Raw genomic sequence first — 24,768 nt, forward strand, 5'->3', positions numbered from 1 at the left:
AGGGCGCGCTCAACCCGTGCAAACCCAGCAACTCGCGTGGTCCGCCTACAGGTGGCGCTCGTCGGGGCCGTTGTACTCCGACAGCGGCCGGATCAACGCGTTCGACGCCGCCTGCTCCATGATGTGTGCCGTCCAGCCCACAACGCGCGCCGCCACGAACAGCGGAGTGAAGGTCAGAGTGTCGAAGCCCATCAGGTGGTAAGCAGGACCGGACGGATAGTCGAGGTTCGGCTTGATGTTCTTGCGGCTCGTCATTGCGTCGTTGAGCGCGTCGTACAACTCGACCATGTCGTGGCGGTCGTAGTACTCGGCAAGCGTGTCGAGCGCGGCCTTCATCGTCGGCACCCGTGAGTCACCGTTCTTGTACACGCGGTGGCCGAAGCCCATAATCTTGCGCTTGGAGGCGAGCGCCTCTTCGAGCCACGCCTCGGCCTGATCTGCGGTGCCGATCTCGTCGAAGGTGTGCATCACTGCTTCGTTTGCGCCGCCGTGCAGTGCGCCCTTGAGCGCGCCGATGCCGCCGACGACCGCGGAGTACAGGTCACCCAGGGTCGACGTGATCACGCGCGCGGTGAACGTCGAGGCGTTGAACGAGTGCTCGGCGTAGAGGATCATCGACACGTTGAACGCGTCGACAACGGCATCCGCCGGCACCTCGCCGAACGTCATGTAGAGGAAGTTCGCCGAGTAGCCGAGGTCGTCGCGCGGCGGGATGAGGTCTTCACCGCGGCGGCGACGCTGGTCATACGCCACGATGGCCGGGACCTGCGCGTACAGCCGGGCCGCCTTGTTGAGGCTGGATTCCTCGGTGGCGACGTCGGCATCCGGGTCAGTGGCTCCGATGGCCGAAACCGCGGTACGCAGCACGTCCATCGGGTGAGCTGTCATCGGCAGCAGGTCGACGACGGCCTTCACGCTGTCGTCGAGAGCACGCTGCCCACGCTCGACATCCTCGAATTCCTTGAGTTCGGCATCCGTCGGCAGCTCACCGTGCCAGAGCAAGTAGGCAACCTGCTCGAAGCTGCAGTTCGCGGCAAGTTCCTGCACCGGGTAGCCGCGGTACAGCAACGAGTTGGTCTCAGGGTTGACCTTGGACACAGCCGTGTAGTCGACAACGACTCCGGCGAGGCCCTTCTTGATGTCGGTGTCTGTCATGCCGTGCTCCTTTGCGTGGGGTGGTGCGAAAGTCTGGGCGGACCAGCGGTCGGGGATGCCGCACCGCTGGTCCGAGGAACCCTACCGTTCAACGGTGAAGTTGAACACCGAGGTGTCGAACTGGTTGTAGCCCTCGTAGTCGACGAGTTCGTAGAGATCGGCGCGGTGCTGCATCTCGCCGAGCTTCGAGCTGAGGCTGCCCTCGTTGTTGAGCGTGTCGAGCGCGCGGCCCGCTGCGCCCATCGCGGTGCGGAGGAGCGACACGGGCCAGATCACGATGTTGATTCCAACATCGGCGAGCTGCGCGCTCGTGAAGAGCTCGCTCTTGCCGAACTCGGTCATGTTGGCAAGGATCGGCACATCGACGGCTTTGCGGACCGCCTCGAACTCAGTGAGGTCACGCATGGCCTCGGGGAAGATGGCGTCCGCGCCGGCGTCGACGAGTTTCTTCGCCCGGTCGATCGCGGCATCCAGTCCATCAACGGCACGGATGTCGGTGCGCGCCATGATGAGGAAGTTGTCGTCACGACGTGCATCGGCGGCCGAGCGAATCCGCTTGAGCGCTGTCGACTCATCGACGACCTGCTTGCCATCGAGGTGACCGCAGCGCTTCGGGTTGACCTGGTCCTCGATGTGCATGCCGGCCAGGCCGGCATCCTCGAGTTCCTGGATGGTGCGGGCGACGTTCATCGGCTCGCCGAAGCCGGTGTCGGCGTCGACGAGTGCGGGCAGTTCGGTCATCCGGGCGATCTGCTTCGCACGGCCGGCCACCTCGGTGAGGGTGGTCAGGCCGATGTCGGGCAGGCCGAGGTCAGCGCTCAGGACAGCGCCGGAGATGTAGACGCCGTCGAAGCCCTTCTGCTCGATCAGCCGCGCGGAGAGCGGGTTGAACGCCCCGGGGAAACGGAGCAGTTCACCGGTGGCGAGGCGGTCACGGAAGATCCGGCGCTTTTCCTCCGGTGTGGTCTTGGCGTACAGCATTTAGAACAGTCCCTTCGGTGATTCAACTCCGGCGAGAACACCGGATGCCGCCTGGATGGTCAACCCGCCGAGTTCGTCAGCGCTGAGTTCAGGCAGGCGCTGAACTGTGGTGAGGAAGCGCTCGATCTCTTCGGGCTCGAGCACAGGCTCCGCCAGCATGCGGAACTTGGCGATGTAGTCCTCGCGCACGAACGGCCGGGCGCCGAGCGGGTGCGCATCGGCGACGGCGATCTCGTCGACGATCGTGGTTCCATCGGTGAGGGTGATCTCGACGCGCCCGCCGAAGGCCTTCTCAGCGGGGTCGATGGAGTGGTAGCGGCGCGTCCACTCGGCGTCTTCCTCCGTGCTCACCCGATTCCACAGCTCAACGGTGTCCGGTCGTGCTGCCCGCTCGGGAGAGTAGGAGTCGACGTGGTGCCAGCGGCCGTCCTGCAGCGCGACGGTGAAGATATACGGGATGGAGTGGTCGAGGGTCTCACGCGACGCCGTCGGGTCGTACTTCTGCGGGTCGTTCGCGCCTGAGCCGATGACGTAGTGCGTGTGGTGCGAGGTATGGAGGACGACGCGGTCGATGGCGCCGGGAACGAGCAGTTCAGGGTGCTCGTTGTGCAGTTTCCGCGCGAGGTCGATCCAGGCCTGGGCCTGGTACTCGGCGGAGTGCTCCTTCGTGTAGCTGTCGAGGATGGCGCGCTTGGCTTCGCCTGCCTCGGGGAGCGGTACATCGTATGACGCGTTCGGTCCGTCGAGCATCCACGCGACGACACCGTCTTCGCCCTCGTAGATGGGTTCGGGCGAGGTCTGGCCGCGCATCGCACGGTCAACGGCTTCGACGGCCATCTTTCCCGCGAACGCCGGAGCGTGCGCTTTCCAGGTGGAGATCTGGCCCTTGCGGGACTGGCGGGTTGCCGTTGTGGTGTGCAGCGCCTGGCCGATGGCCTGGAAGATGGTTTCGACGTCGAGTCCGAGCATCGTGCCGATGCCAGCGGCTGCCGATGGGCCGAGGTGAGCGACGTGGTCGATCTTGTGGGCGTGCAGGCTGATCGCCTTGACGAGATCGATCTGGATCTCGTAGCCGGTCGCGATTCCTCGGACGAGGTCGTGGCCGGTCGCGCCGACGTGCTGGGCGACGGCGACGAGCGGTGGGATGTTGTCACCGGGGTGCGAGTACTCGGCAGCGAGGAACGTGTCGTGGTAGTCGAGTTCGCGCACGGCGACGCCGTTTGCCCACGCCGCCCATTCCGGGCTGACGCGACGCGCGGCATCCGGACCGAACACCGTCGACCCGTTTCCTCCCGTGGTGACGGGGTGCGCGAGCGCCTGTGACCTGGCGGCGACGACGGGGCCGCGGGTGAGCGACGCCGCGGCGACAGCGGCGTTGTCGATCATCCGGTTGATGATCATGTCGGTGACCTCTTCGGTGACCTCGACCGGGTCGGCGGCAAGCTCGGCGAGAGCCCAGGCGAGCTGGCCCTCGCGGGAGAGGTTCTCTTCGCTCGTGTGGACGCGCAGGTGGTGGGTCTTCATAGTGTTCCTTTCATCGAAGACTCGGGGGCGCCGGCATTCAGCGCGGCGGTGTCAAGCAGGTTGGTGAGGCTCTTGCGCAGGTGCACGGCTGTGGCCTGCGCGGCAAGGATTTCGTCGCGGTCGAGGATGGCCTGCACGATGAGCAGGTGTTCGCCGATGCTCTCGGTGAGCCTGTCGGGGTTGTCCTGCGCGAGCCGGCGGGCGCGGGCGAGGTGACCGCGAAGGCCCCTGAGCGATGACAGGAGAAACCGGTTCGCCATAGCGTCGTCGATGGCCGTGTCGAGCCGCGCCACGACGGCGTAGTAGCCCGCCGTGTCCTCAGCGACTGTGGCGCGCGCGTTCTCGAAATCGACGCGAAGTGCTTCAAAGACCGTCGCGCTGCGGCGGCGGGCAGCGAGTCGGGCTGCCTGGGTTTCGAGCGCCTCTCGAAGCTCGAAGAGTTCGGCGAGGTTGGCTGCTGAGACATCGGTGACGACGCCGGCGCGGCCACGCTGGGTGTCGACGAGCCCCTCGGCGGCGAGCCGGGTGATCGCCTCGCGCAGCGGAGTCCTGGAGATGCCCAATCGCTCGGATTGCTCGGTCTCACCGAGGACAGTGCCAGGGCGGAGCTTCCACGACAGGATGTCCTCCTTGAGGACGTCGTAGGCCTTATCGCTCGCTCGCACAGGCCCAGTATACGCGGATGCCGCGCTGCGGGTATACAGAAGGGGGAGATTTCGCCCGGTTGGCGGTTGCTTTACGCCCTTCGGTATACCGATGAGGAAATGGCTCAATGCCGAGGGGGACGGTGCCCGAGCGCCGTAGCCGCGAGGGATGGCGGAACAGCGGCCAGCCTGGATGGCAGCCACTTCGGTGAGCGATCCTTGTCGACCACCTGTGCCCGGATGCCTTCCGCGAGGTCCGGCTGCTCAGCGAGCCACGCCGAGGTGCGGTATTCCTGCGCGAGAGCCTCCCGAAGGGAGCCGAGTTCACGAGCCCGGCGGAGAGCGGCGAGTGCGACGGTGAGTGCCATCGGCGAGAGCGCGTCCAGCTCACCGGCCGCATCAGCGGCTTCAGGCCCGGGTTCCGCGCGCAACCGATCGAGGATCTCGGCAACCGAGTCCGCCGAATAACACCGGTCGATCCACTCGCGCTCGGCCTCAAGCGTCGACGTCGGCGGTTCCTCCGAGAAGCGGAGAGCCACGTCGGAGGGCGAGCCGGAGCCCGCCTGGTCACCGAGGGCCTCTATGAGCCGGGGCAGCCGGTCGGATGGCACGTAATAGTCCGCGAACCCGCAAGCGATAGCATCCGCACCACTCATCGTCTGGCCGTTGAGGCCGAGGTAGGTGCCGAGTTCACCCGGGGCGTGCGCGAGCAGCCAGGTGCCGCCGACGTCCGGGCTGAAGCCGATGCGCGTTTCGGGCATGGCCACGCGGCTGGATTCGGTGACGATCCGGATGCTGCCGTGCGCGGAGACGCCGACGCCCCCGCCCATGGTGATGCCGGTCATGAGGGCGATGTATGGCTTGGGATACTCGTCGATCGTGGCGCAGAGCTCGTACTCGTCGCGCCAGAACCGGCGGGAGAGGTCGTTGCGTCCGTCGAGGGCGTGCTGGCGAAGGCCGCGGATGTCGCCGCCGGCGCAGAGGCCGCGGTCGCCAGCGCCATCGATGAGCACCATCGCGACCTCGGGATCGGACCGCCAGCGTTCGAGCGCGTCGGCGATACCGCGAATCATCTCGTGGGTCAGGGCGTTGAGCACCTGAGGCCGGTTGAGGGTGATGCGGCCGATGCCGTTGGCCACGCGCGTGTCGAGGTCGTCCAATGCTGGCTCCTTCCGTCGATCAAGGGTATGGCGCTCGGGCCCGAGTACACGCGGTGCGGGGGCGGTGGTGCCCGAACGCATCAGTTCCGGTCGAGAACATCGGTTCCGCGCGATGTTCTCGACCGGAAGTGATGCTCTCGCCGGGGTCGAGCCGCGCCCTACAGGAAGATGTCGGGGAACAGGTCTTTCTCGTCGACTCCCGGCGAGTACTGCGCGAAGTCGGTGACACCGGCGGCGATCAGCACGTCCTCCACGATCAGGGACTGGCCGGTGTACTCACGTGACGGCTTCGTCAGCACCTCGTACGCGGCATCCGCGTAGATCTCCGGGGTGCGGCTCTTCGCGAGGAGCGCCTCACCACCGAGGATGTTGCCGACCGCGGCCGTCTTGATCGTCGTGCGCGGCCAGAGCGTGTTGGCGGCGATGCCGTCGCCGGCGAATTCGGCTGCGAAACCGAGGGTCGCCATCGACATGCCGTACTTCGCGAGGGTGTATCCGGTGTGCGCGCCGAGCCACTTCGGGTCGAGGTTGATCGGCGGGCTGAGCGACAGGATGTGGGCGTTCGGTGCGTCCTTGAGGTACGGGATCGCCGCGCGGGAGAGCATGAAAGTGCCGCGCATGTTGACGTCCTGCATGAGGTCGAAGCGCTTGGGCTCGAGCTCGAGCGTGCGGGCCAGGCTGATCACGCTCGCGTTGTTGACGACGATGTCGATGCCACCGAAGGTATCGACCGTTTGCGCGACAGCATCGGCGATCGAGGCATCGTCGCGCACGTCGCCGACGACGGCGAGCGCTCGCCCACCGGCCTCGCGGATGGCATCCGCCGCAGTGTGGATGGTGCCCTCGAGGCGCGGGTCTGGAGTGTCGGTCTTGGCGAGCAGCGTGATGTTGGCGCCGTCGCGAGCAGCGCGGAGGGCGATGGCGAGGCCGATGCCGCGGCTTCCGCCCGACATGAGGAGGGTCTTTCCGGCGAGTGGTGCGGTCATGGGGTCACTTTCGTTCTGAGGGGAGACGGGGTGGATGCCGTTTGGCTGGGTCGCGGGGTGGCGGGGCCTGTCGTGCCGAGCGCATCAATTCCGGTCGAGAGCATCAGTTGCGCGGGATGTTCTCGACCGGAACTGATGCTTTCGCCGGGCGGGACACGAGCGCGCGCGCCGACGGCGCGCGGGCGGGCGGATGCTATCGGCGGGCCGAGCGGGCAGCGAACGCGGCGATCCGCGCACGGGCCTCGTCGGTGGCTGCCGCAGCGTTGATGGTGCGTGACTCGTCGTCGAGGTTGGACTGGAAGTCGCGGAAGGCACCGTCGCGCAGCAGGCGCTTTGCCTGCCCGAACGCCGCGGTAGCGCCCGAAAGCCAGACGCTTGCGACTTCGCGCGCACGGGCATCCGTCTCGCCGTCGGCAACCACTTCGGCGACGAGTCCCCAGTCGAGGGCTTCGGCCGCGGTCAGCAGTTTGCTGCTGAGGGCGAGCTGGAGGGCACGGCGCACGCCGATTGCCTCTGGCAGGAGCGTGGAGACGCCGCAATCTGGGGTGAGGCCGATATCGGCGTATTTCGAGACGAACTTCGACGACTCCGCGGCGACAATGTAGTCGGCGACGAGCATGAAACCGAGGCCCCCACCGGCGACGGCGCCGTGAACTGCCGCGACCATCGGCTTCGGTGTCGTGGTGAAGATCCGGTGCCCCTCGTGGATGATGTCGGCGATGCTGCCGATGGTTGAGCCGGTGTCGCCACCGAGCGCGCTCATCTCCGCAACGTCGCCGCCGGCGCAGAACGCGGGTCCTGCGGCGTCGAGGAGCACTGCGCCGATGTCGTCGCGGTCAGCGACCTGCTGGGCGATGTCACGCCAGGCGCGCGCAGCGTCCTCGTTGACGGCGTTGAGCCGGGCCGGACGGTTGAGCGTGACGTGGGCGAGCCCGTCGTCGACGGTGAGAAGGATGCTGTCTGTCATGCGATCACTTTCGTTGTGAGGTCTGTCGGTGTCTGGGGCGAGGTGTGCCTGGGAGAGATGTGTCTGGGCGAGATCATCCGTTGCGGTCGAGAACATCAGTTGCGCGGGATGTTCTCGACCGGAAGTAGTGTTCTCGGCGGGGTCCGGCGGGGTGCGCCTACTTCGGCGCCATCCGGATCGCTCCGTCGAGCCGGATGGTCTCGCCGTTGAGGTAGTCGTTTTCGGCGAGGTGCTGAACGAGCGCGGCGTACTCGTCGGGGCGGCCGAGGCGCGACGGGAACGGGACCTGGGTGCCGAGCGAGTCCTGGGCTTCCTGCGGCAGGCCCATCAGCATCGGCGTCTCCATGATTCCTGGCGCGATCGTGTTCACACGGATGCCGTACCTCGCCAGTTCCCTGGCAAGCGGCAGCGTCATCGCGTGCACAGCCCCCTTCGACGCGGCGTAGGCCGGCTGGCCGATCTGCCCGTCGAAGGCAGCGACGGATGCCGTGTTCACGATGAGTCCGCGGCCTCTGCTCTCGTCCGGTGCGTTCTGAGACATCGCAGCAGCGGCGAGCCGAACGACGTTGAACGTACCGACGAGGTTGATCTGGATCACCGTGTTGAAGGTCGCGAGGGGGAGAGTCCCGTCGCGACCGAGCACCTTGCCGGGGGTAGCGACCCCCGCGCAGTTCACGACGATGCCGAGCGGGGCGAGGGCGGTGGCTGCATCAACGGCCGCCTGCACCTGGTCTTCGTTCGTCACGTCGGCGGCGACGAACCGGGCATTCTCGCCCAGCCGCGACGCGGCATCCGCACCGTTCGAACCGGGCAAATCAACGATGACGACGGCAACGCCGAGCGCCGCGAGCCTGGTCGCTGTTGCGTTGCCGAGACCTGATGCACCACCGGTGATGAGTGCGGAAATTCCGTCGAGCTTCATTGCTTGATCCTCCAGAGAACGAGTCACGTGCAGCCTAGGGGTGCGCCGTCAACCGCGGTGGCTGGCTTGTCGTGGCAGGTGGCTGTCGCCGGGCGCAGGAGCGACGCCGTTGTGCTGAGTCCACAACTCTCGCCGCGGCTACAACCGCTCGATGATCGTGGCGTTCGCCATGCCGCCGCCCTCGCACATCACCTGAAGCCCGTATCGGCCGTCGCCGGTCTGCAGCGCGTTGACGAGGGTCGCGAGGATCCGGGTGCCTGACGCGCCGAGCGGGTGGCCGAGTGCGATCGCTCCGCCCCAGGGGTTGAGCTTCGACTCGTCGACGTCGAACTCGCGCTGCCAGGCGATCGGCACGGACGCGAACGCCTCGTTGACCTCGAACACGTCGATGTCATCGAGGGCGATCCCTGTGCGGTCGAGGATGCGACGGGTCGCTGGGATGATTCCGGTGAGCATCTCGAGCGGATCACTGCCGACCGCCGTGAACCCGACGAACCGTGCGCGGGGAGTGAGCCCGAGCTGTTCGGCCTTCTCCTCGCTCATGATCAGTGCCGCGGATGCTCCATCGGTAAGCGGCGACGAGTTGCCCGCCGTGATGCTCCAGCCGATCTCCGGGAATCGTTCGGCAACGGCATCCGTGTGGAATGCGGGCGGGAGCTGCGCCAGGGCATCCGCCGTCGTACTGCGGCGGACCGTTTCGTCGACGCCGAAGGTCGTTGTGGATCCGTCGAGCGCCACGAGGGTGATCGGGACGACCTCGGAGCTGAACAGGCCCCGATCGAGGGCGGCCGTCGCGCGGTCGTGGGACCGCGCGGCGAACGCGTCGAGTTCGGCGCGGCTGATGTTCCAGCGGGCGGCGATGAGTTCGGCGGCGATGCCCTGCGACACCAGGCCCTCCGGGTAGCGGTGGGCGACCATGGGTCCGAGGTAGTCCTCGCCCAGGGTCGAGTAGCCGATCGGCTGCTGGCTCATCTGCTCGACACCGCACGCGATGACGATGTCGCTTGTTCCGGCGATAACCGCCTGCGCCGCGAACTGGGCGGCCTGCTGGCTCGAGCCACATTGCCTGTCGACGGTGGTGCCCGGTACCGTCTCGGGGAATCCCGCGGCGAGCACAGCGTTCCTGGCGACGTTCGTTGACTGCCGACCGGCCTGGGTCACACAGCCTGCGATGACGTCGTCGATGAGCGCCGGGTCGAGGTCGACACGCTCGACGAGGCGCTGCAGTGTCTGGGCAAGCAGATCGACCGGGTGGATTCCGCTAAGGCCTCCCCCGTGCTTCCCGCGCCCGGACGCGGTGCGAACAACATCGACAAGAACTGCTCGTGACATGGGGATCTTCTCCGATCGGCGAACGTGCCCTTCGAGCGTACGACGGATGCCTCCTGCCGGACCACCGCACGAGGGCCCGGCTTCTCGAGAGTAAGCGCGGTGAGAGCTCGTTCGCGCCAGTCGTTGGAGATGCGGTGTCGCCTGCCCGCCGTGCCTGACCGAACGCGAACTACCTGTTCTATTTGAGGCTTTTCTTCTGCTTCAGGCTTTTCGCGTGGTCAGTGACGAAGTTGGTTTGATCGCGGGAGGGTCGTTCGTACGAGGCAGCGACCGGGCGCTCGGGGATGGTCACCTTCTCCGGCTCACGACGTTCGTACGGGATTTGATCCAGGAGATGTTTGATGGAGTTGAGGCGTGCAGCGCGCTTGTCGTCGCTCTCAATGGTCCACCACGGCGCGGAGTAGTGGTCAGTCGCCGCGAACATATCGTCCTTGGCTCGCGAGTAGTCTTCCCACCGGGTGATCGAAAAGAGGTCAGTGTCGGAGAGCTTCCACCGGCGCATCGGATCTTCCAGACGCGAGCGAAACCGTTCTTCCTGAATGGTGTCCGAGACGGAAAACCAGTACTTCACGAGAATGATTCCGTCGTCAATCAGCATCTTTTCCACCTGGGGGACCTGCTCGAGAAAGCGGTGGTACTGCTCCTCGGTGCAGTACCCCATGACCCGTTCAACCCCGGCGCGGTTGTACCAGGAGCGATCCATCAGGACGATTTCCCCGGTGGTCGGCAGGTGCTCGATGTACCGCTGAAAGTACCATTGCCCCTTCTCGCGTTCACTCGGCGTCGGAAGCGCGACGACCCGTGCCGAGCGGGGATTGAGGTACTGAACGATTCGTTTGATCGCGCCACCTTTACCGGCGGCGTCCCGGCCCTCGAAGATGACCAGGACACGAGCCCCGGTCTCGATGATCCATTGCTGCATGCTCACCAGTTCGGCTTGCAACCGCTCAAGTTCTTGCTCGTAAAGCGGCTTGGAGACGCGTTTGATGGCACCCGACTTTTTCGACTTCGACATGGTTGTCCTTTTCGCTACACCACTGACTTTCAACACCGATCGCACGATCATAGGGTCTGCCTGATCTCTGGCGCGCGGCGAGTGAGGGTGCGGGTGCGGTCGCATGCAAAGGCCCCTGCCCGCACATGCGCGGGCAGGGGCACCTCACTGCACAAGCGGACTCAGTCGAGCGGCTGCCCGGAGCGGTCCTTCGACACTCCGACGGCGATGATCGAAACCACGGCGCACGCCATGATGAACATGCCGATCGGGACGTAACTCCCGCCGAAGCCTGCGAGCAGGGCCGTCGCGATGAGGGGCGCAGGTCCGCCGACGAGCGCCGCACCGATCTGGTAGCCCAGTGAGACACCCGTGTAGCGCACATCGGCCGTGTAGCTCTCGGCGAAGAAGGTGCCGAGCACCGCGCCGTACATCGACCAGATGAAGCTGAAACCGACAACCACCGCGAGGGTGAGAAGGAGGAACGAGCCCTGGTTGACCAGCCAGAAGTACGGGACGATGTAGATCATCACGAGAACCGAGCCGATGATGAACATCTTCTTGCGGCCAAGACGGTCTGACAGGCTGCCGACGCCGAGCATCACCGGGATGGCGACGACGGCCGCAATCAGAACGGCGTTGAGCGCTTCACTGCGCTCATAGCCGAGGCCAACGGCATACGACACGGTGAACGTCGCAAAGATGAAGAACGTCGAGGTCTCGATGAACTTCGCACCGATCGTGATGAGCACGGCCCGCCAGTGGTGACGCAGCGTCGTGAGCAGTGGCACCTTAGCCGTTGTGTTGGTCGCGACCACGTTCTTGAACGACGGCGTCTCGGCGACGCTGTGACGGATCCAGAGTCCAATGGCGACGAGAACAATCGAGAACAGGAACGGAATGCGCCAGCCGAAAGCGAGGAAATCTTCGTTACTGAAGATCGAACTGGTTGCGGATGCCGCGAGGTTTCCGAGCGCCAGACCGAACAGTGCACCGGTCTGCGGCACTGCGCCGTAGAGTCCGCGCTTGTTTCGTGGGGCGTACTCGACCGCCATGAGGAGTCCGCCACCCCACTCACCGCCGAGGGCGAGGCCCTGCAGCAGCCGGAGCACCGTGAGCAGAATCGGTGCCCACATTCCGATCATGTCGAACGTCGGCATGAGGCCGATGGCGACTGTGGCAACACCCATGATGGTCAGCGTGATGACCAGCGTCTTCTTCCGGCCGATCCGGTCGCCGATGTGGCTGAACAGGATGCCGCCGATCGGGCGGATCAGAAACGCAAGCGCGAAAGACGCGAGAGCGAGCATCTGGCTCGCCACTGGGTCATCCGACGGGAAAAAGAGAGGCCCGAAGACGAGTGCGGACATGGTGCCGTAGAGGAAGTAGTCGTACCACTCGACGGCGCTGCCGACCGCGCTGCCGAAGAGCGCGCGCCTCCTGGTCGGTCCGTCGATCAACTCGGATCTGTCAAGCGGGGCCGGGTTCTCCGCAATGGTCGTCATAGTTCTGGCCTTTCATCGTTGAAGGGTACTGCGTGAAAAGTCGCCGACGCGTTGCCGGCGAGGAAGGAAACATCTGTGCCGATGAGCAGCAGGCGCACTCCGCGGTCCCGGAATCGCGCGGCTTCGTCGGCATCCGCACAGTGGATGGCGGTCTGGCGCCCAGCGGAAAGGGCTGCCTGCAGGATCCGCGAGACGGCATCCGAGTGCTCCTCGCTGCCGATCGGCGCGCCCAGGCTCGACGCGAGGTCGGCCGGGCCGACCATGATCACGTCGATACCGTCGACCGACACGATCTCGTCGAGCGCGGCGAGCCCGGCACGTGTTTCGATCATCACAACGACGAGGAGGTCGTCGTTCGCGCGGTCGCGGTGGGTGACGAGGTCGAGACCGAACATTGTGGCCCGGGCTGGGCCGAGCCCCCGCGCGCCAAGCGGCGGAAACCGGGTGGCACGAACGATCGCACGGGCGTCATCCGCGCTCTCGACCCGGGGAACGACAATTCCCGCTGCACCCGTGTCGAGCGCGCGGCTGTGGTCAGCGCCGACTCCTGGTACGCGGATGAGAACGGGGGTTCCATGCGCATCGCCCGCGCGGACGAGCTCCTCCAGGCCAGACGGGTTCAGTGCGGCATGCTCGGCGTCAGCGACAATGACACCGGCACCCGTCGCCGCGAGGACCTCGGTGACCGTTGCGCTCGCGATGACCTGAAAGGTGCCGACGACGCTCGTCTCCCTGAGTCGCGCGCGAAGCGTCCCGGAACCACCCCCCGATGTCTGAGGCGGCGAGCCGTATGACATGGCTAGGCGGCCTTCTGCTTGAGCAGGTCGAGGGCGACGTCGACGATCATGTCTTCCTGCCCGCCGACCATCTTGCGGCGGCCGAGTTCGAGCAGGATTTCGATGGTGGGGATACCGTACTTGGCCGATGCCGTCTCGGCGTGCAGCAGGAAGGAGGAATAAACGTTCGCGTACCCGAGCCCCAGAGTCTCACGGTCCACCTGCACCGGGCGGACCTGGAGGGGCCGGACGATGTCGTCTGCGGCGTTCATCAGCGCCATGACATCGGTACCGTGGTTCCAGCCGAGCTTGTCAGCGACGGCGATGAAGACCTCGAGCGGTGCGTTTCCCGCACCAGCGCCCATTCCGGTGAGGCTCGCGTCGACCCGGTTTGCTCCGGCCTTGACCGCGGCAATCGAGTTGGCGACGCCGAGCGACAGGTTGTGGTGAGCGTGGATACCGATCTCGGTGTCCGGCTCCAGGACGTCGCGGAGGGCGTTCACACGGTCGGTCACGTCGTCCATCGTCTGGGCGCCGGAAGAATCGACGACATAGATGCACTGGGCACCATAGCTCTCCATGAGCTTCGCCTGCGCGCCGAGCTCTGACGGCGTTGTCAGCGCGCTCATCATGAGAAAGCCCGTCGTGTTAAGGCCAAGCTCGCGAGCCGTGCCGATGTGCTGCGCCGAAGTATCCGCCTCAGTGCAGTGGGTGGCAACGCGCACGTAGCTGACGCCAGCGGATGCCGCTCGCTTCAGGTCGGAGATGGTGCCGACACCCGGAAGCAGGAGCGTGGCGATGGCGATATTGGATGCCGTCTCTGCCGCCGCTTCGATCAGTTCGACATCGGAGTGGCGCGAGAACCCGAAGGCAACGCTCGACCCGTTGAGGCCGTCGCCGTGAGCAACTTCGACGCTGTCGACGCCAGCGGCATCCAGTGCCGAGACGATATCGCGGACGTTCTGCACCGTGTACTGGTGGCGGACCGCGTGGCTGCCGTCACGAAGGGTGACGTCTGAGATGAAGAGCTTGTCCGGGACGAGTGAATCGGTCATGGCTTATGCCACCTCCAGTGCGAGCGCGTGCGTTGCGATTGTCTCGGCGGTGCGAAGCGCGGCCGAGGTCATGATGTCGAGGTTGCCCGCGTAGGAGGGCAGGTAGTGCGCTGCGCCCTCCACCTCGAGGAAAACGCTTGTCTTGAGGCCGGTGAACTCACCGACACCCGGCACGTTCACTGGCTCGGTGATGTCATCGAACTGGACCCGCTGCTTGAGCCGGTACCCGGGGACGTAGGCGTTGACCTTCTCCACCATTTCGATGACGGATGCTTCGATCGCGTCGCGGTCGGCGGCATCCGTCAGGACGTACACGGTATCGCGCATCATCAGCGGAGGCTCGGCCGGGTTCAGGATGATGAGGGCTTTGCTGGATGTGGCGCCGCCGACGGTCTGCAGGGCCTGGGCGGTGGTCTCGGTGAACTCGTCGATGTTCGCGCGGGTACCTGGCCCTGCCGAACGGCTCGAGATAGAGGCGACGATCTCGGCGTAGTGCACCGGCGTGACCGCTGACACCGCCGCGACGATCGGAATGGTCGCCTGCCCGCCGCAGGTCACCATGTTGACGTTGGGTGCATCGAGGTGCTGCTCGAGGTTCACGACGGGGACACAATACGGCCCGATCGCCGCTGGAGTGAGGTCGATGAGCCGGATACCCGGCTTGGCGGCACGCAGCTTCTCGGCGTTGTGCCGGTGGGCACCGGCTGAGGTCGCGTCGAACACGATCTCGATGTCGGTGAACTCGGCCGACGCGATGAGTCCGTCCACCCCGGTCGAGATCGCGGTGACCCCGAGGCGGGCGGCGCGCGCGAGCCCGTCGGATTCCGGATCGATTCCCACCATCGCCGAAACGGAGAGGATGCCGCTTCCCCGGAGGATCTTGATCATGAGGTCGGTGCCGATGTTGCCTGACCCGATGATGGCTGCGGGAACGCCCTGTGGCATTGTCCGCTCCTTTCACTGCGCTGTGGAGCGCCTCCGTTTCGCTGTTCGAAACTTCGACACTTGTTCTAGATATCGAACACACTGAGGGGGAGTTTGTCAACCGGCCGGGTTTCGCAATTTGCGCCCCTCAGGTTTCACGGGTATTCATAAGGCATGCCCCGACTCACCCCGGCCGTTCTGCGAACCCTCGATATCCTCGAGCTGTTCCTCGAGGATGACGCGCCGCTCACCGCGCCGGATGTCGTGAAGCGGACGGGCCTTCCCCGCACGTCGGTGCACGAGCTTCTCGCGACCCTCGTGGCGCGCGAATACCTGCAGAAAGACGAGGCAACCGGGACATTCCGGCTGGGCGTTCGACTGCTTCAGCTCGGCAACGCCTATTCAGCGCGGTTCGACATGCTGAGCGCCGCCAACGATGTGGCCAGGCAGGTGGCTGCCGAAAGCGGTGAGACCGTCAGCGTTGCACTCCTCGAGGGCGGCGACGTGTTCTACCTGGCCAAGATCGAGAGCCGCGACAACCTCCGGCTGCCGTCGAGCATCGGACAGAGGCTGCCCGCGAACGTGACCGGGCTGGGCAAAGCGCTCCTCGCCTACGCGTCGCCGGCATCCCTCGCCAGCCGGTTCGAAGACCCGGAGAACCTCCCCAGGATGACGGAGCACAGTATCGGCACGTTGTCCGAGCTCGAGGATCAACTGGCACAGGTTCGCCAGACGGGTGTGGCCTTCGAGAACCAGGAGTCGACGCCCAACATTCGCTGTGCCGCCGCTCCCGTGCGCGATGGCACAGGAGCCGTTGTCGCTGCGATCAGCGTCTCGGTTCCGACAACGCGGTGGGAGCAGCATCCCGAAAGTCACTGGGTCGACCTCGTCCGTGCCGGCGCCGCGCAGTTCTCTTCCCGACTGGGCTTTGCGGCCTGAGCCCACGCACGGCCGCGCCCCAGCGAGCTGCGGGTAAAATCGGCGGATGGCCATTTCGAAGATCCTCCTTTACTACGTCTTCACTCCCCTGGCCGACCCCGACGCGATCCGCCTCTGGCAGCGGGACCTCTGCGAATCGCTGAACCTGCGTGGCCGCATCCTCATCTCGAAGGATGGCCTCAACGGCACGGTCGGCGGCGACCTCAACGCGGTCAAGAAGTACCTGCGGAAGACCCGCGAGTACCCGGCGTTCAAGAACCTCGACATCAAGTGGTCGGAGGGAACCGGTCTCGACGACACCGGCGCGAGCATGGACTTCCCGCGCCTCGTCGTGAAGGTGCGCGAGGAGATTGTGTCGTTCGGCGCTCCCGGTGAACTCGAAGTGGATGAGAACGGCGTGGTTGGCGGCGGGACGAAGCTTCAGCCGGCCGAGCTCCACGAACTCGTCGCCGAGCGGGGCGATGACGTCGTCTTCTTCGACGGGCGCAACGCCTTCGAAGCGGAGATCGGTCACTTCAAGAACGCTGTCGTTCCTGATGTGTCAAACACCCGCGAATTCGTCGCCGAACTGGAGAGCGGCAAATACGACCACCTCAAGGACAAACCGGTTGTGACCTACTGCACCGGCGGCATCCGTTGTGAAGTTCTCTCCGGCCTGATGAAGAGCCGTGGCTTCGGCGAGGTCTACCAGCTCGACGGTGGCATCGTTCGCTACGGCGAAACGTTCGGCGATGAAGGGCTCTGGGAGGGCTCGCTCTACGTGTTCGATAACCGGCTGTCGATCGACTTTACGGACTCGGCCGTCGTCGTCGGCGAGTGTGCCGTGTGCGGCACGCCGAGCAAGCGAATGCAGAACTGTGCGGATGCCTCCTGCCGCGTACAGATGGTGCTGTGCGATGAGCACGCTGCGGCTGCCCCGCTCTGCGAGGAGCACGCCGCCGCGAACGGCGTCAGCGCGTAGTTTCGACGGGGTTCGTGCCCAGAGGCCCGCATCAAGCCGGCGCGCGTTCACCCGCCGGGTAACGCACAACGCCGCCGTGGCCGCCCGGTGAGGGGCGTGCCACGGCGGCGAATGGCGTGAGCAACCTGAACGAATAATCGGGGCGGCTCAGCGGGATTATTAACCGTCGGTGCGTCCGTCGATCTGCTCATCGAGGATCTCGTCGGCAGCCTCAGGATCGGCATCCGAGTTGTTGTAGTGCTCCTTGAGGACCGGGTTGTCACCCTCGTAGTCCTGCGCACGGATCTCGGGCGAGGAGACAATATCCTCGCTGTATCCCTGTTCGACGAACTGAGCGTCAACGACCTCGGGGGTCGCGGCCAGGCCATCGGGAAGGGCGTTCTTCGGCGATTCTGCGTCAGTCATGCGTATCTCCTTCGTGTTGCGTTACACCGACCGTATGCCGGAGCCGTATAACGCAGCAAGGGCCTTGCGAGTACGGCCCGAGTACGACAGGGGCCAGCGCAGCACCGACTCCGGGCGGCGGCCACGGGCCACAGGCCACGGGGCCACGGCACACGGGCCACGGGCCACGGGGGCCGCGCCTAGCCTGAGCGGTGCCAGCTCTCCAGTTGTTCGATGTCCCTGATGCGGCCAAACGCAGCCATCAAGGGAATCGGCGACAGCACCATCAGTCCGCCGGCGACAAAGAGCGTGCCGCGCAGGCCGATCAGCTCCCCGAGCACTCCCCCGACCACAGCGCCGAGAGGAAACAACCCCATGATGAGCACTCGCATCGTCGCATTGACCCGACTCAGCATCGCGTCCGGACAGAGCCGCTGCCTCAGGCTGACGTTCGTCACCGCGTAGATGATCTGTCCCAGTTCTCCCACCGACATCCCGACCACGGCGAACAACACCAACCACCCCGGCTGAGAAAGCGGCGTCAGAAGCGCGAACGGACCGGTGACCACGAGCGAGAGCCAGATGATACGGACGCTCCCCACCCGGCGGGAGAGCCGCGGCGTGAACGCTGCGCCGATCATCGCCAGGACCGACCCCGCCGACACGATCACCCCGATGGCAAGCGGCGAGAGCTGGAGCGTGCGGGACGCGAAGATAAATGTCACCGCCGATGCGATGGCGAACGAGAAGTTCCCCGCGGCACTCGCGAGCGCCGTCGCCCTGAGTATGCGGTTGCGTGCGACGAAGACGAGCCCCTCGCGGATTTGCGCGCCGAGCCTGGGGCGGTCACCTCGAACCGGAATCGGTGTCTCCCGCGTGCGGATGGCGAGTAGGCAGACGGCAGAGATCGCGAATGTGACCGCCTGGGTGAGCACGACGTTCGCCGCGCCGATCAGTCCGACAAGCCCACCCCCCAGCCCGGGACCGATCACCTGCCCGGACGCCCGAATGGCCTCCATCGACGAGTTCCCGGCGAGAATGCGGTCTTTGCCGAGCACGACCGGAAGGTAGCTCTGGTAACCGACGTCGAAGAACACCCGGGCAAATCCCGTGAGCACGGAGACGACCACGAGGTGGGTGATGGTCAGGATGCCGGCAAGCGCGGCGAGAGGAATGGTCGCGAGCAGGAGCGCCCGCGCGATGTCGCTCGCCACGAGCACGGGGAGTTTGACCCAGCGATCCAGCCACGCTCCCGCTGGCAGACCGATGAGCGCGAAGGCAAACGTCGACGACGCGGTGACGAAGCCCAGCTCGATCGGCGAAGCGTCGAGCGTGAGAACGGCCAGCAGAGGGATGGCGACGCCGCTGACCTGGGAGCCCAGCTGACTCGTCGTCTGGCCGATCAGAAGCAACCGGAAGTCCCGGCTCCGGAACAACCGCGAATCCGACATGGGCCCCTATTGTGCTCGCGAGCGGTAAACCTCACAACCGCCGTTCTGCTGTCGCTGGTGCATCCGGCGGCTGGTCCCGCAGCGGGCACTCCGCGGCTCAAGTGACACCTGACGTGAGTGCGGCACCCGGACACCCACAACAACTGTCACTCGAGCGTCCGTGGCCTGGTCCCGCAACGGGCACCGCGCAGCTCAAGTGACACCTAACGTGGGTGCGGCGCCCGAAGACCCACACCAACTGTCATCCGAGCGGCCGGGCGTCCGGGCATCCGACCACCGGTGGGCGTTACCGCCGCGCAGCGACCTCGGCGCCGGCAGAGGCGGACATCCGCCACGCCTCGACGGCCGGAACGAGCAGCAGCACGGCCAGCACGGCAAACGCCCACCGATACCCCAGCCCGACAGCACCAGCGTCGACGAGTGCAGCGCCGGCGGTCGCCGCGCGCACAACGAGTGCTGCGACCGCGATCCCGAGCCCGACGGCCACCTGCTGCAGCGTTGACGCGAGCGTGTTCGCCCCCGAGGTGAGCGCAGCGGGCACGTCGGCGAACTGCACCGAGTTGTAACCGCTGAACCCGATCGACCGGAACACCCCGCTCGCAAAGAGCAATGCGGCAATGAGAACGACCGGCGTCGACGGCTGGATAAACGCGCACAGTCCGAAGACGACGGCGCCACACAGGTTGCTCCCGATGATCACCGTTCGGAACCCGAACCGGCGAATGAGCGGACTCGTCGCCGGCTTGATCACGACGTTGCCCACGAATACGGCCATCACCAGAAGACCGGCTTGGGAGGCGCTCCAGCCGAACCCCGACTGAAAGAGCAGCACGAAGAGGAACGGTGCGGCGCCGATGAGCAGCCGGTAGAGGTTGCCACCGACGTTACCGACCCGGAAGGTCGCGATTCGAAGCGCCGACAGGTCGAGCAGCGGGTGCGCCGCCCGCCGAAGCCGCACGAGGGCGGTGATTCCGGCGACGACAGCGAGAACGAGCAGCCCCGCCGCCCAGAGCCACTCGGTCTGGCTCGCCCCGAGCTGCTCCATACCGAGAACGAGCGCGGCAAGCGCCACACCGACGAGGGCAAACCCGGCCCAGTCCAGCGGATTCCGTGCGGTCGGTTCGGTGAGGGGCACGAGCTTCAGCGCCGTCACAAACGCGACAATGCCGATCGGAACATTGATCAGGAAGATCCAGTGCCACCCGACCGTGTCGGACAGAACCCCACCGATGACGGGCGCGAGCACCGGCGCAAGCAGCGCCGGCCAGGTGAGGTACGCCATGGCATCCAGGAGGTCTCGCTTCTCAATACTGCGCAGCACGGCGAGGCGTCCGACCGGCACCATCATCGCGCCGCCGACGGCCTGCAGCACCCGCATGGCGACGAGCATGGGCAGCGTCGTGCTCAGTGCACACAGCACCGACGCGAGAGTAAAAATGACGATCGCGAGCAGGAAGATGCGTCGCGTCCCGAATCGATCGGCCAGCCAGCCGCTCACCGGAATGCCGACGGCGAGGGTCAGCAGGTACGCCGTCATGGCGATGTTGATGTCGACGGCGCGGACACCGAGATCGATAGCCATGGCCGGCGCGGCGGTCTGAATGATTGTGCCGTCGAGGTTTTCCATGAAGTATGTCGCGGCGACGAGAAGGGCGAGTGGCCTGTTGAGCGTCGCCGATCGGGTCATCGTCCCATTCTGCACGACGGGCATCTTCTACCGGTCATCGCAAAACCACCGGAACCGGGCGCACTCTAGGCTTGGTCGCATGACAACGACGTTCCGCGCCTGGCTGGTCGAGAAGCAGACGGATGCCTCCGGCACCGCTTCGCAGACAGCATCCGTTTCAGATCTCACCGACGATGACCTGATGCCGGGCGACGTCACCCTCGACGTGTCGTGGTCCAGCATCAACTACAAGGACGGCCTCGCGCTGCTTGGCAGGCCGGGAGTGGTTCGGACCTGGCCGCTCGTTGCCGGGATCGACGCTGTGGGAACGGTGACCGCGAGTGAGACCGGCCGGTTCTCGGTGGGCGATGAGGTGCTGCTCAACGGTGCCGGACTCGGCGAGACTCACCACGGCGGTCTCGCAGAACGGGCGAGGGTCGACAGCGCGTCTTTGGTTCGCGTTCCCGGTTCTCTCGGGGCCCGACGGGCCGCAGCGATCGGCACAGCGGGGTTCACGGCGATGCTCTCGGTCCTCGCGGTCGAACGGCACGGGGTGACTCCATCAGAAGGGCCGGTGCTCGTCACCGGGGCGGCCGGAGGAGTCGGGTCGATCGCCGTCACCCTGCTGGCACGGCTCGGCTTCGACGTCGTCGCCTCGACAGGGCGGGTCGACAGCAAGGGCGACTTCCTCCGTCGCCTTGGTGCAGCTACGGTGATCGACCGTGCAGAGTTGAGCGAGCCGGGCAAACCGCTGCAGTCGCAGAAGTACGCGGCTATCGTCGACCCCGTCGGAAGCACCACCCTGGTCAACGCGATCGCGCAACTCAACTACGGCGGTATCGCGGCGGCGAGCGGCATGGCGCAGGGCACTGACCTGCCCGGGACGGTGATGCCGTTCATCCTGCGCGGGGTAACGCTCGCCGGCATCAACTCGGTCGACGCGCCGCTCGCGCTGCGGGAGGAAGCGTGGTCGCGACTCGCCACCGACCTCGACACGGAACTTCTCGACGGGCTGACCACCGAGATCTCGCTCACGGAAGCGCAGGCTGCCGCCTCCTCGATCCTCGACGGCCAGCTGTCCGGGCGTACCGTCGTCAACGTGCGGGGTTAGTCGGTTCGAACGGCTTTATTCGCGGGCTCAGTCAGAATGGGTCGACTGCCCTCGGCGGGGCCCCACGCGTCAGTTGGTTGCGGCCGCTTCGGTGGGCGGTTCGAACGACTCTGGCTGTTCGGTCGCTTCCGACAGCTCAGCTGCCTCAGTCGCCTCAGCCGCTGCTTTCGCGGGGGTCACTGCCGCCGCGGTCTTGCTGCGGCTGGTCGTTTTCCGGGGTGCGGCCGGGGCCTTGCGGGCCGACGCGGCCGGCTTCCTGGCTGCAGCGGCCTTTGCGGGAGTGACGGATGCCTCGGCACCCGACGCGTCGACAGCGGACGCTGCCGTCTCTGCCGGTGAGACGCCCTCACTCCCCGGCGCCGGAGCATCCGTCGCCAGCTTCGCAGCCCGCTTCGGCTTCGGCGTCACCTGCGGCGTCGTCTTGCGAGCCCTCGGCTGCTTCTTGGCCGGCTTCACGTCGACCTGGAGCTTGGCCACGAGCTCGAGCCCGTGCTTCGTCGTGATGATGACGCGTGAGAATTCCTCGTCGGCAATGTCGATCACGACAGAGGGCTTCGTGCCCTTGAGTACGAGAAAGTCCTTACCGCCGTGGAACTTCCACTGCCCGACGGCAAGAGTGAGCGGAATGGCGGCTCCTGGAGCACGGATGCCGCGGACCCAGATCCATGGATCGTCGGTCAGCGTCGCCGAGCGAATGGCCGAGCGCGGGATGACGATGTTGTCTTTGCGTAGTGCGAGCGTCTTCTCAGCCGTCGACAGTGCGATCTCAAGTCGGTCAGGGTGAAGGTGAAGACGAGCCATGTGTCCAGTCTGCCGGTAGGGGTGGCGAATTCGGGTGGTGAAACCTCACAAAGAGGTAACAGCGGCGTTGTTTTGCGGGCGCGGAGCCGCGAGCGCGCCAGATCCATGCTCGCGCTGCAGATACTTCTGCAGCGCGAGCATGGATGTGCAGCGGTCGGCGAACGGATGCTGCCGCGCCGGCGCGGTAACCGGTTAGTTCGGTTTCGCGGCTGCGGCAGCCCGCGCTGCCGCGGGAAGTGCCTCGATGATGCGCCCAAGCACCGCGTCGTCGTGCACGGCTGAGACGAACCACGCCTCGAAAACGCTCGGCGGCAACGACACCCCGCCGTCCAGCATGGCGTGGAAGAACGGCGCGTAGCGCCAGGTCTCCTGCGCCTGAACGTCGACGTAGTTGCGCGGTGCGTCGGCGGCAAAGACGAAGCTGAACAGGTTGCCGGCGCGCTGCACAACGTGGGCGACACCCTCCCGTGTGAACGCATCGGAGACAGCGTTCGAGAGGGTGACGGATGCCGCGTCCAGGCGCGCATACACGTCGGGTGTCGCGCGTTCGAGGGTCGCGATTCCCGCGGCGACAGCGACAGGGTTCCCCGACAGCGTGCCAGCCTGGTAGACCGGGCCTGCCGGCGCGAGGTAGTCCATAATCTCGGCACGTCCGCCGAGCGCGGCGAGCGGCATGCCACCGCCGATGACCTTGCCGAAGGTGAAGAGGTCGGGCTGGTACGCGGGACCGTCGGTCACCGAGAGACCCCAGTAGCCGGCGGCGCTCACGCGGAACCCGGTGAGCACCTCATCGAGAATGACGAGGGCGCCGTGCTCGTGCGCGAGGTCAACGAGGGCGGCGTTGAAACCGGGAAGCGGAGCGAGCACTCCCATGTTGGCCGCGGCCGATTCTGTGATGACAGCGGCGATCTGGTCGCCGCGCTCCTCGAACACGACCCTGAGCGCGTCGAGGTCGTTGTACGGCAGCACGAGGGTCTGCCCGGCGGTCGCCTCGGTGACGCCGGCCGAGCCCGGGAGCGCGAGCGTTGCGAGGCCGGACCCTGCCTGGGCAAGCAGGCCGTCGGAGTGACCGTGGTAGTGACCAGCGAACTTCACGAGCAGGTCACGACCGGTGTACCCGCGGGCGAGTCGGATGGCCGTCATGGTGGCCTCGGTGCCCGTCGACACGAGTCGGAGCTTCTCGATCGGTGCCATTCCGCCAGCGATGACCCGCGACTTCACGAGCTCGGCAAGCTCGGTCTCGGCCGGAGTCGACGCACCGAAGGAGAGTCCGAGCGCCGCGGCATCCTGCACCGCACGCACGACATCAGGCTGGGCGTGACCGAGGATGGCGGGACCCCACGAACCGACGAGGTCCACGTATTCGGTGCCATCGGCATCCGTCACGTATGCGCCTGACGCCTTCACCAGGAACCGCGGTGTTCCACCGACCGACCCGAAGGCGCGAACCGGCGAGTTCACGCCGCCGGGAATGGACGCTTTCGCGCGGGCGAAGAGTTCGTCGTTGTTCACTTGAGCCACCCTGCAGCCTCGGTTGCCCAGTAGGTGAGAACGGCGTCGGCACCGGCACGGCGGATGCTGACGAGCGATTCCTCGATCGCCCGGCGGCGGTCGATCCATCCGTTTGCGGCGGCGGCCTCGATCATCGCGTATTCACCGGAGACCTGGTACGCCCAGACCGGGATATCGCTCATCGCGGCGACGTCCGCGAGCACATCGAGGTAGCTCATCGCCGGCTTCACCATCACGACGTCTGCACCCTCAGACATGTCGAGGGTCGCTTCGCGCATGCCCTCGCGACGGTTGCCTGGGTCAAGCTGGTAGCTGCGGCGGTCACCGGTGAGCTGCGAGTCCACGGCCTCGCGAAACGGTCCGTAGAACGCGGAGGCGTACTTCGCCGAGTAGGCGAGGATCGCGGTCTCGGTGAAACCTTCCTCGTCGAGGGCGGCGCGGACGGCGTCGACCTGGCCGTCCATCATTCCGGACAGACCGAGCATGGCCGAACCGGCGTTCGCCTGCGACAGTGCCATGTCGACGTACCGCTCGAGGGTCGCGTCGTTGTCGACCGCACCACGGGAGTCGAGCACGCCGCAGTGGCCGTGGTCGGTGAATTCGTCGAGGCAGAGGTCGGTCTGCACGACAAGCGCGTCACCCACCTCAGCGACGAGTGCCTCGGTCGCGACATTGAGGATGCCGTCGGGAGCGGATGCCTGTGAGCCCGTCGCGTCGCGCCTGAGCGGAACCCCGAAGAGCATGACCCCGCCGACGCCAGCCTCGGCGGCCTCGGTTGCGGCCCGCTTCAGCGAGTCGAGAGTGTGGTGCATGACGCCGGGCATCGAGCCGATGGGCGTTGGCGCTGTCGCGCCCTCACGGACGAACAGCGGAAGAATCAGTTCGGCTGGATGCACCCGCGTCTCGGAGACGAGGCGGCGCATTGCCGGGGATGAACGAAGTCTGCGGGGGCGGATTACGGGAGCATTCACACAGTTCAGCCTACGCTTTCGAGGCTGGGACCTCGCCGGGTGCAGGC

At 66.1% G+C, this 24,768-nt stretch carries 23 protein-coding genes; 3 read left to right on the forward strand and 20 right to left on the reverse strand.

The annotated features are described in order from the left end of the window. Window positions 1-45 precede the first annotated feature (45 nt). The 14 genes from AC1C2N_RS05030 to AC1C2N_RS05095 form a co-directional block, all read right to left on the reverse strand. Window positions 46-1,155 carry a bifunctional 2-methylcitrate synthase/citrate synthase gene (locus tag AC1C2N_RS05030; protein WP_495433112.1) on the reverse strand — a complete coding sequence of 370 codons (1,110 nt, stop codon included), beginning with the start codon at window positions 1,153-1,155 and terminating at the stop codon, window positions 46-48. Window positions 1,156-1,236: 81 nt separating this feature from the next. Then, window positions 1,237-2,136, reverse strand: coding sequence for a methylisocitrate lyase (gene prpB, locus AC1C2N_RS05035; protein ID WP_495433114.1), 900 nt, complete (start codon window positions 2,134-2,136; stop codon window positions 1,237-1,239). Next, the gene (locus AC1C2N_RS05040) at window positions 2,137-3,660 is read right to left on the reverse strand and encodes an MmgE/PrpD family protein (protein ID WP_495433115.1); all 1,524 of its coding nucleotides are present in this window, start codon (window positions 3,658-3,660) and stop codon (window positions 2,137-2,139) included. After that, a complete protein-coding gene (locus AC1C2N_RS05045) occupies window positions 3,657-4,325 on the reverse strand; it encodes a GntR family transcriptional regulator (protein WP_495433116.1) in 669 nt (222 codons plus the stop codon). Before AC1C2N_RS05045 ends, AC1C2N_RS05040 begins: the two co-directional genes overlap by 4 nt. Window positions 4,326-4,429: 104 nt before the next feature. Further along, on the reverse strand, window positions 4,430-5,464 hold the full coding sequence (locus tag AC1C2N_RS05050; protein ID WP_495433117.1) for an enoyl-CoA hydratase/isomerase family protein: 1,035 nt from the start codon (window positions 5,462-5,464) through the stop codon (window positions 4,430-4,432). Window positions 5,465-5,622: 158 nt separating this feature from the next. Then, window positions 5,623-6,450 (reverse strand): SDR family oxidoreductase, encoded by an 828-nt coding sequence (locus AC1C2N_RS05055; protein ID WP_495433118.1) that lies wholly within the window; start codon window positions 6,448-6,450, stop codon window positions 5,623-5,625. 193 nt (window positions 6,451-6,643) lie between these two features. Next, entirely contained in the window at window positions 6,644-7,417 is a 774-nt protein-coding gene (locus AC1C2N_RS05060) for an enoyl-CoA hydratase/isomerase family protein (protein ID WP_495433119.1), read from the reverse strand. A 157-nt stretch (window positions 7,418-7,574) separates the two neighbouring features. Next, window positions 7,575-8,339, reverse strand: coding sequence for an SDR family NAD(P)-dependent oxidoreductase (locus AC1C2N_RS05065; RefSeq protein WP_495433120.1), 765 nt, complete (start codon window positions 8,337-8,339; stop codon window positions 7,575-7,577). A 138-nt stretch (window positions 8,340-8,477) separates the two neighbouring features. Further along, complete coding sequence (locus tag AC1C2N_RS05070; RefSeq protein WP_495433121.1) at window positions 8,478-9,671, reverse strand: thiolase family protein; 1,194 nt, start codon at window positions 9,669-9,671, stop codon at window positions 8,478-8,480. Window positions 9,672-9,849: 178 nt separating this feature from the next. Beyond that, window positions 9,850-10,686 (reverse strand): polyphosphate kinase 2, encoded by an 837-nt coding sequence (gene ppk2 / locus AC1C2N_RS05075; RefSeq protein ID WP_495433122.1) that lies wholly within the window; start codon window positions 10,684-10,686, stop codon window positions 9,850-9,852. Between the two features lie 161 nt (window positions 10,687-10,847). Next, complete coding sequence (locus tag AC1C2N_RS05080; protein ID WP_483406650.1) at window positions 10,848-12,170, reverse strand: MFS transporter; 1,323 nt, start codon at window positions 12,168-12,170, stop codon at window positions 10,848-10,850. Then, window positions 12,167-12,967, reverse strand: a complete 801-nt coding sequence (locus tag AC1C2N_RS05085; protein ID WP_495433124.1) for an HpcH/HpaI aldolase family protein — start codon at window positions 12,965-12,967, stop codon at window positions 12,167-12,169. The genes AC1C2N_RS05080 and AC1C2N_RS05085 overlap by 4 nt, the downstream gene beginning before the upstream one ends. Window positions 12,968-12,969: 2 nt before the next feature. Beyond that, entirely contained in the window at window positions 12,970-14,001 is a 1,032-nt protein-coding gene (dmpG, locus tag AC1C2N_RS05090; protein WP_495433125.1) for a 4-hydroxy-2-oxovalerate aldolase, read from the reverse strand. A 3-nt stretch (window positions 14,002-14,004) separates the two neighbouring features. Then, the gene (locus AC1C2N_RS05095) at window positions 14,005-14,946 is read right to left on the reverse strand and encodes an acetaldehyde dehydrogenase (acetylating) (protein WP_483406647.1); all 942 of its coding nucleotides are present in this window, start codon (window positions 14,944-14,946) and stop codon (window positions 14,005-14,007) included. A gap of 153 nt (window positions 14,947-15,099) precedes the next feature. Between AC1C2N_RS05095 and AC1C2N_RS05100 the strand changes: the two genes are divergently transcribed. Then, window positions 15,100-15,864 carry an IclR family transcriptional regulator gene (locus AC1C2N_RS05100; RefSeq protein ID WP_495433126.1) on the forward strand — a complete coding sequence of 255 codons (765 nt, stop codon included), beginning with the start codon at window positions 15,100-15,102 and terminating at the stop codon, window positions 15,862-15,864. Window positions 15,865-15,910: 46 nt separating this feature from the next. Continuing rightward, complete coding sequence (gene trhO, locus AC1C2N_RS05105) at window positions 15,911-16,825, forward strand: oxygen-dependent tRNA uridine(34) hydroxylase TrhO (protein WP_495433127.1); 915 nt, start codon at window positions 15,911-15,913, stop codon at window positions 16,823-16,825. A gap of 159 nt (window positions 16,826-16,984) precedes the next feature. On the opposite strand, the gene AC1C2N_RS05110 is transcribed toward trhO, so the two are convergent. The 3 genes from AC1C2N_RS05110 to AC1C2N_RS05120 all read right to left on the reverse strand — a co-directional run bounded on the left by AC1C2N_RS05110 (window position 16,985) and on the right by AC1C2N_RS05120 (window position 20,347). After that, the gene (locus tag AC1C2N_RS05110) at window positions 16,985-17,230 is read right to left on the reverse strand and encodes a hypothetical protein (RefSeq protein WP_108389876.1); all 246 of its coding nucleotides are present in this window, start codon (window positions 17,228-17,230) and stop codon (window positions 16,985-16,987) included. Window positions 17,231-17,409: 179 nt separating this feature from the next. Then, entirely contained in the window at window positions 17,410-18,660 is a 1,251-nt protein-coding gene (locus tag AC1C2N_RS05115) for an MFS transporter (protein ID WP_495433128.1), read from the reverse strand. Window positions 18,661-18,946: 286 nt separating this feature from the next. Further along, complete coding sequence (locus tag AC1C2N_RS05120) at window positions 18,947-20,347, reverse strand: MFS transporter (protein WP_495433129.1); 1,401 nt, start codon at window positions 20,345-20,347, stop codon at window positions 18,947-18,949. A gap of 79 nt (window positions 20,348-20,426) precedes the next feature. On the opposite strand from AC1C2N_RS05120, the gene AC1C2N_RS05125 reads away from it, so the two are divergent. Continuing rightward, on the forward strand, window positions 20,427-21,437 hold the full coding sequence (locus AC1C2N_RS05125) for an MDR family oxidoreductase (RefSeq protein WP_495433130.1): 1,011 nt from the start codon (window positions 20,427-20,429) through the stop codon (window positions 21,435-21,437). Window positions 21,438-21,506: 69 nt separating this feature from the next. On the opposite strand, the gene AC1C2N_RS05130 is transcribed toward AC1C2N_RS05125, so the two are convergent. The 3 genes from AC1C2N_RS05130 to hemB all read right to left on the reverse strand — a co-directional run bounded on the left by AC1C2N_RS05130 (window position 21,507) and on the right by hemB (window position 24,673). After that, entirely contained in the window at window positions 21,507-22,238 is a 732-nt protein-coding gene (locus AC1C2N_RS05130) for a hypothetical protein (RefSeq protein ID WP_483406641.1), read from the reverse strand. A gap of 192 nt (window positions 22,239-22,430) precedes the next feature. Then, complete coding sequence (gene hemL / locus AC1C2N_RS05135) at window positions 22,431-23,750, reverse strand: glutamate-1-semialdehyde 2,1-aminomutase (protein ID WP_495433131.1); 1,320 nt, start codon at window positions 23,748-23,750, stop codon at window positions 22,431-22,433. After that, window positions 23,747-24,673: a porphobilinogen synthase gene (gene hemB, locus AC1C2N_RS05140; RefSeq protein WP_483406721.1), complete on the reverse strand. Its 927-nt coding sequence runs from the start codon at window positions 24,671-24,673 to the stop codon at window positions 23,747-23,749. The genes hemL and hemB overlap by 4 nt, the downstream gene beginning before the upstream one ends. Window positions 24,674-24,768 lie beyond the last annotated feature (95 nt).

The organism is Mycetocola sp. Y791 (assembly GCF_059445325.1).

Excerpts from the sequence above, each read along its gene's own strand:
- AC1C2N_RS05060 (WP_495433119.1), bottom strand. The coding sequence starts at position 7,417 with ATGACAGACAGCATCCTTCTCACCGTCGACGACGGGCTCGCCCACGTC.
- trhO (WP_495433127.1), top strand. The coding sequence starts at position 15,911 with ATGGCCATTTCGAAGATCCTCCTTTACTACGTCTTCACTCCCCTGGCC.
- AC1C2N_RS05085 (WP_495433124.1), bottom strand. The coding sequence starts at position 12,967 with ATGTCATACGGCTCGCCGCCTCAGACATCGGGGGGTGGTTCCGGGACG.
- AC1C2N_RS05115 (WP_495433128.1), bottom strand. The coding sequence starts at position 18,660 with ATGTCGGATTCGCGGTTGTTCCGGAGCCGGGACTTCCGGTTGCTTCTG.
- AC1C2N_RS05100 (WP_495433126.1), top strand. The coding sequence starts at position 15,100 with ATGCCCCGACTCACCCCGGCCGTTCTGCGAACCCTCGATATCCTCGAG.
- AC1C2N_RS05095 (WP_483406647.1), bottom strand. The coding sequence starts at position 14,946 with ATGCCACAGGGCGTTCCCGCAGCCATCATCGGGTCAGGCAACATCGGC.
- AC1C2N_RS05125 (WP_495433130.1), top strand. The coding sequence starts at position 20,427 with ATGACAACGACGTTCCGCGCCTGGCTGGTCGAGAAGCAGACGGATGCC.
- AC1C2N_RS05055 (WP_495433118.1), bottom strand. The coding sequence starts at position 6,450 with ATGACCGCACCACTCGCCGGAAAGACCCTCCTCATGTCGGGCGGAAGC.
- AC1C2N_RS05110 (WP_108389876.1), bottom strand. The coding sequence starts at position 17,230 with ATGACTGACGCAGAATCGCCGAAGAACGCCCTTCCCGATGGCCTGGCC.
- AC1C2N_RS05130 (WP_483406641.1), bottom strand. The coding sequence starts at position 22,238 with ATGGCTCGTCTTCACCTTCACCCTGACCGACTTGAGATCGCACTGTCG.
- AC1C2N_RS05070 (WP_495433121.1), bottom strand. The coding sequence starts at position 9,671 with ATGTCACGAGCAGTTCTTGTCGATGTTGTTCGCACCGCGTCCGGGCGC.
- dmpG (WP_495433125.1), bottom strand. The coding sequence starts at position 14,001 with ATGACCGATTCACTCGTCCCGGACAAGCTCTTCATCTCAGACGTCACC.
- AC1C2N_RS05040 (WP_495433115.1), bottom strand. The coding sequence starts at position 3,660 with ATGAAGACCCACCACCTGCGCGTCCACACGAGCGAAGAGAACCTCTCC.
- AC1C2N_RS05080 (WP_483406650.1), bottom strand. The coding sequence starts at position 12,170 with ATGACGACCATTGCGGAGAACCCGGCCCCGCTTGACAGATCCGAGTTG.
- ppk2 (WP_495433122.1), bottom strand. The coding sequence starts at position 10,686 with ATGTCGAAGTCGAAAAAGTCGGGTGCCATCAAACGCGTCTCCAAGCCG.
- AC1C2N_RS05030 (WP_495433112.1), bottom strand. The coding sequence starts at position 1,155 with ATGACAGACACCGACATCAAGAAGGGCCTCGCCGGAGTCGTTGTCGAC.
- AC1C2N_RS05065 (WP_495433120.1), bottom strand. The coding sequence starts at position 8,339 with ATGAAGCTCGACGGAATTTCCGCACTCATCACCGGTGGTGCATCAGGT.
- AC1C2N_RS05120 (WP_495433129.1), bottom strand. The coding sequence starts at position 20,347 with ATGACCCGATCGGCGACGCTCAACAGGCCACTCGCCCTTCTCGTCGCC.
- hemB (WP_483406721.1), bottom strand. The coding sequence starts at position 24,673 with ATGCGCCGCCTCGTCTCCGAGACGCGGGTGCATCCAGCCGAACTGATT.
- prpB (WP_495433114.1), bottom strand. The coding sequence starts at position 2,136 with ATGCTGTACGCCAAGACCACACCGGAGGAAAAGCGCCGGATCTTCCGT.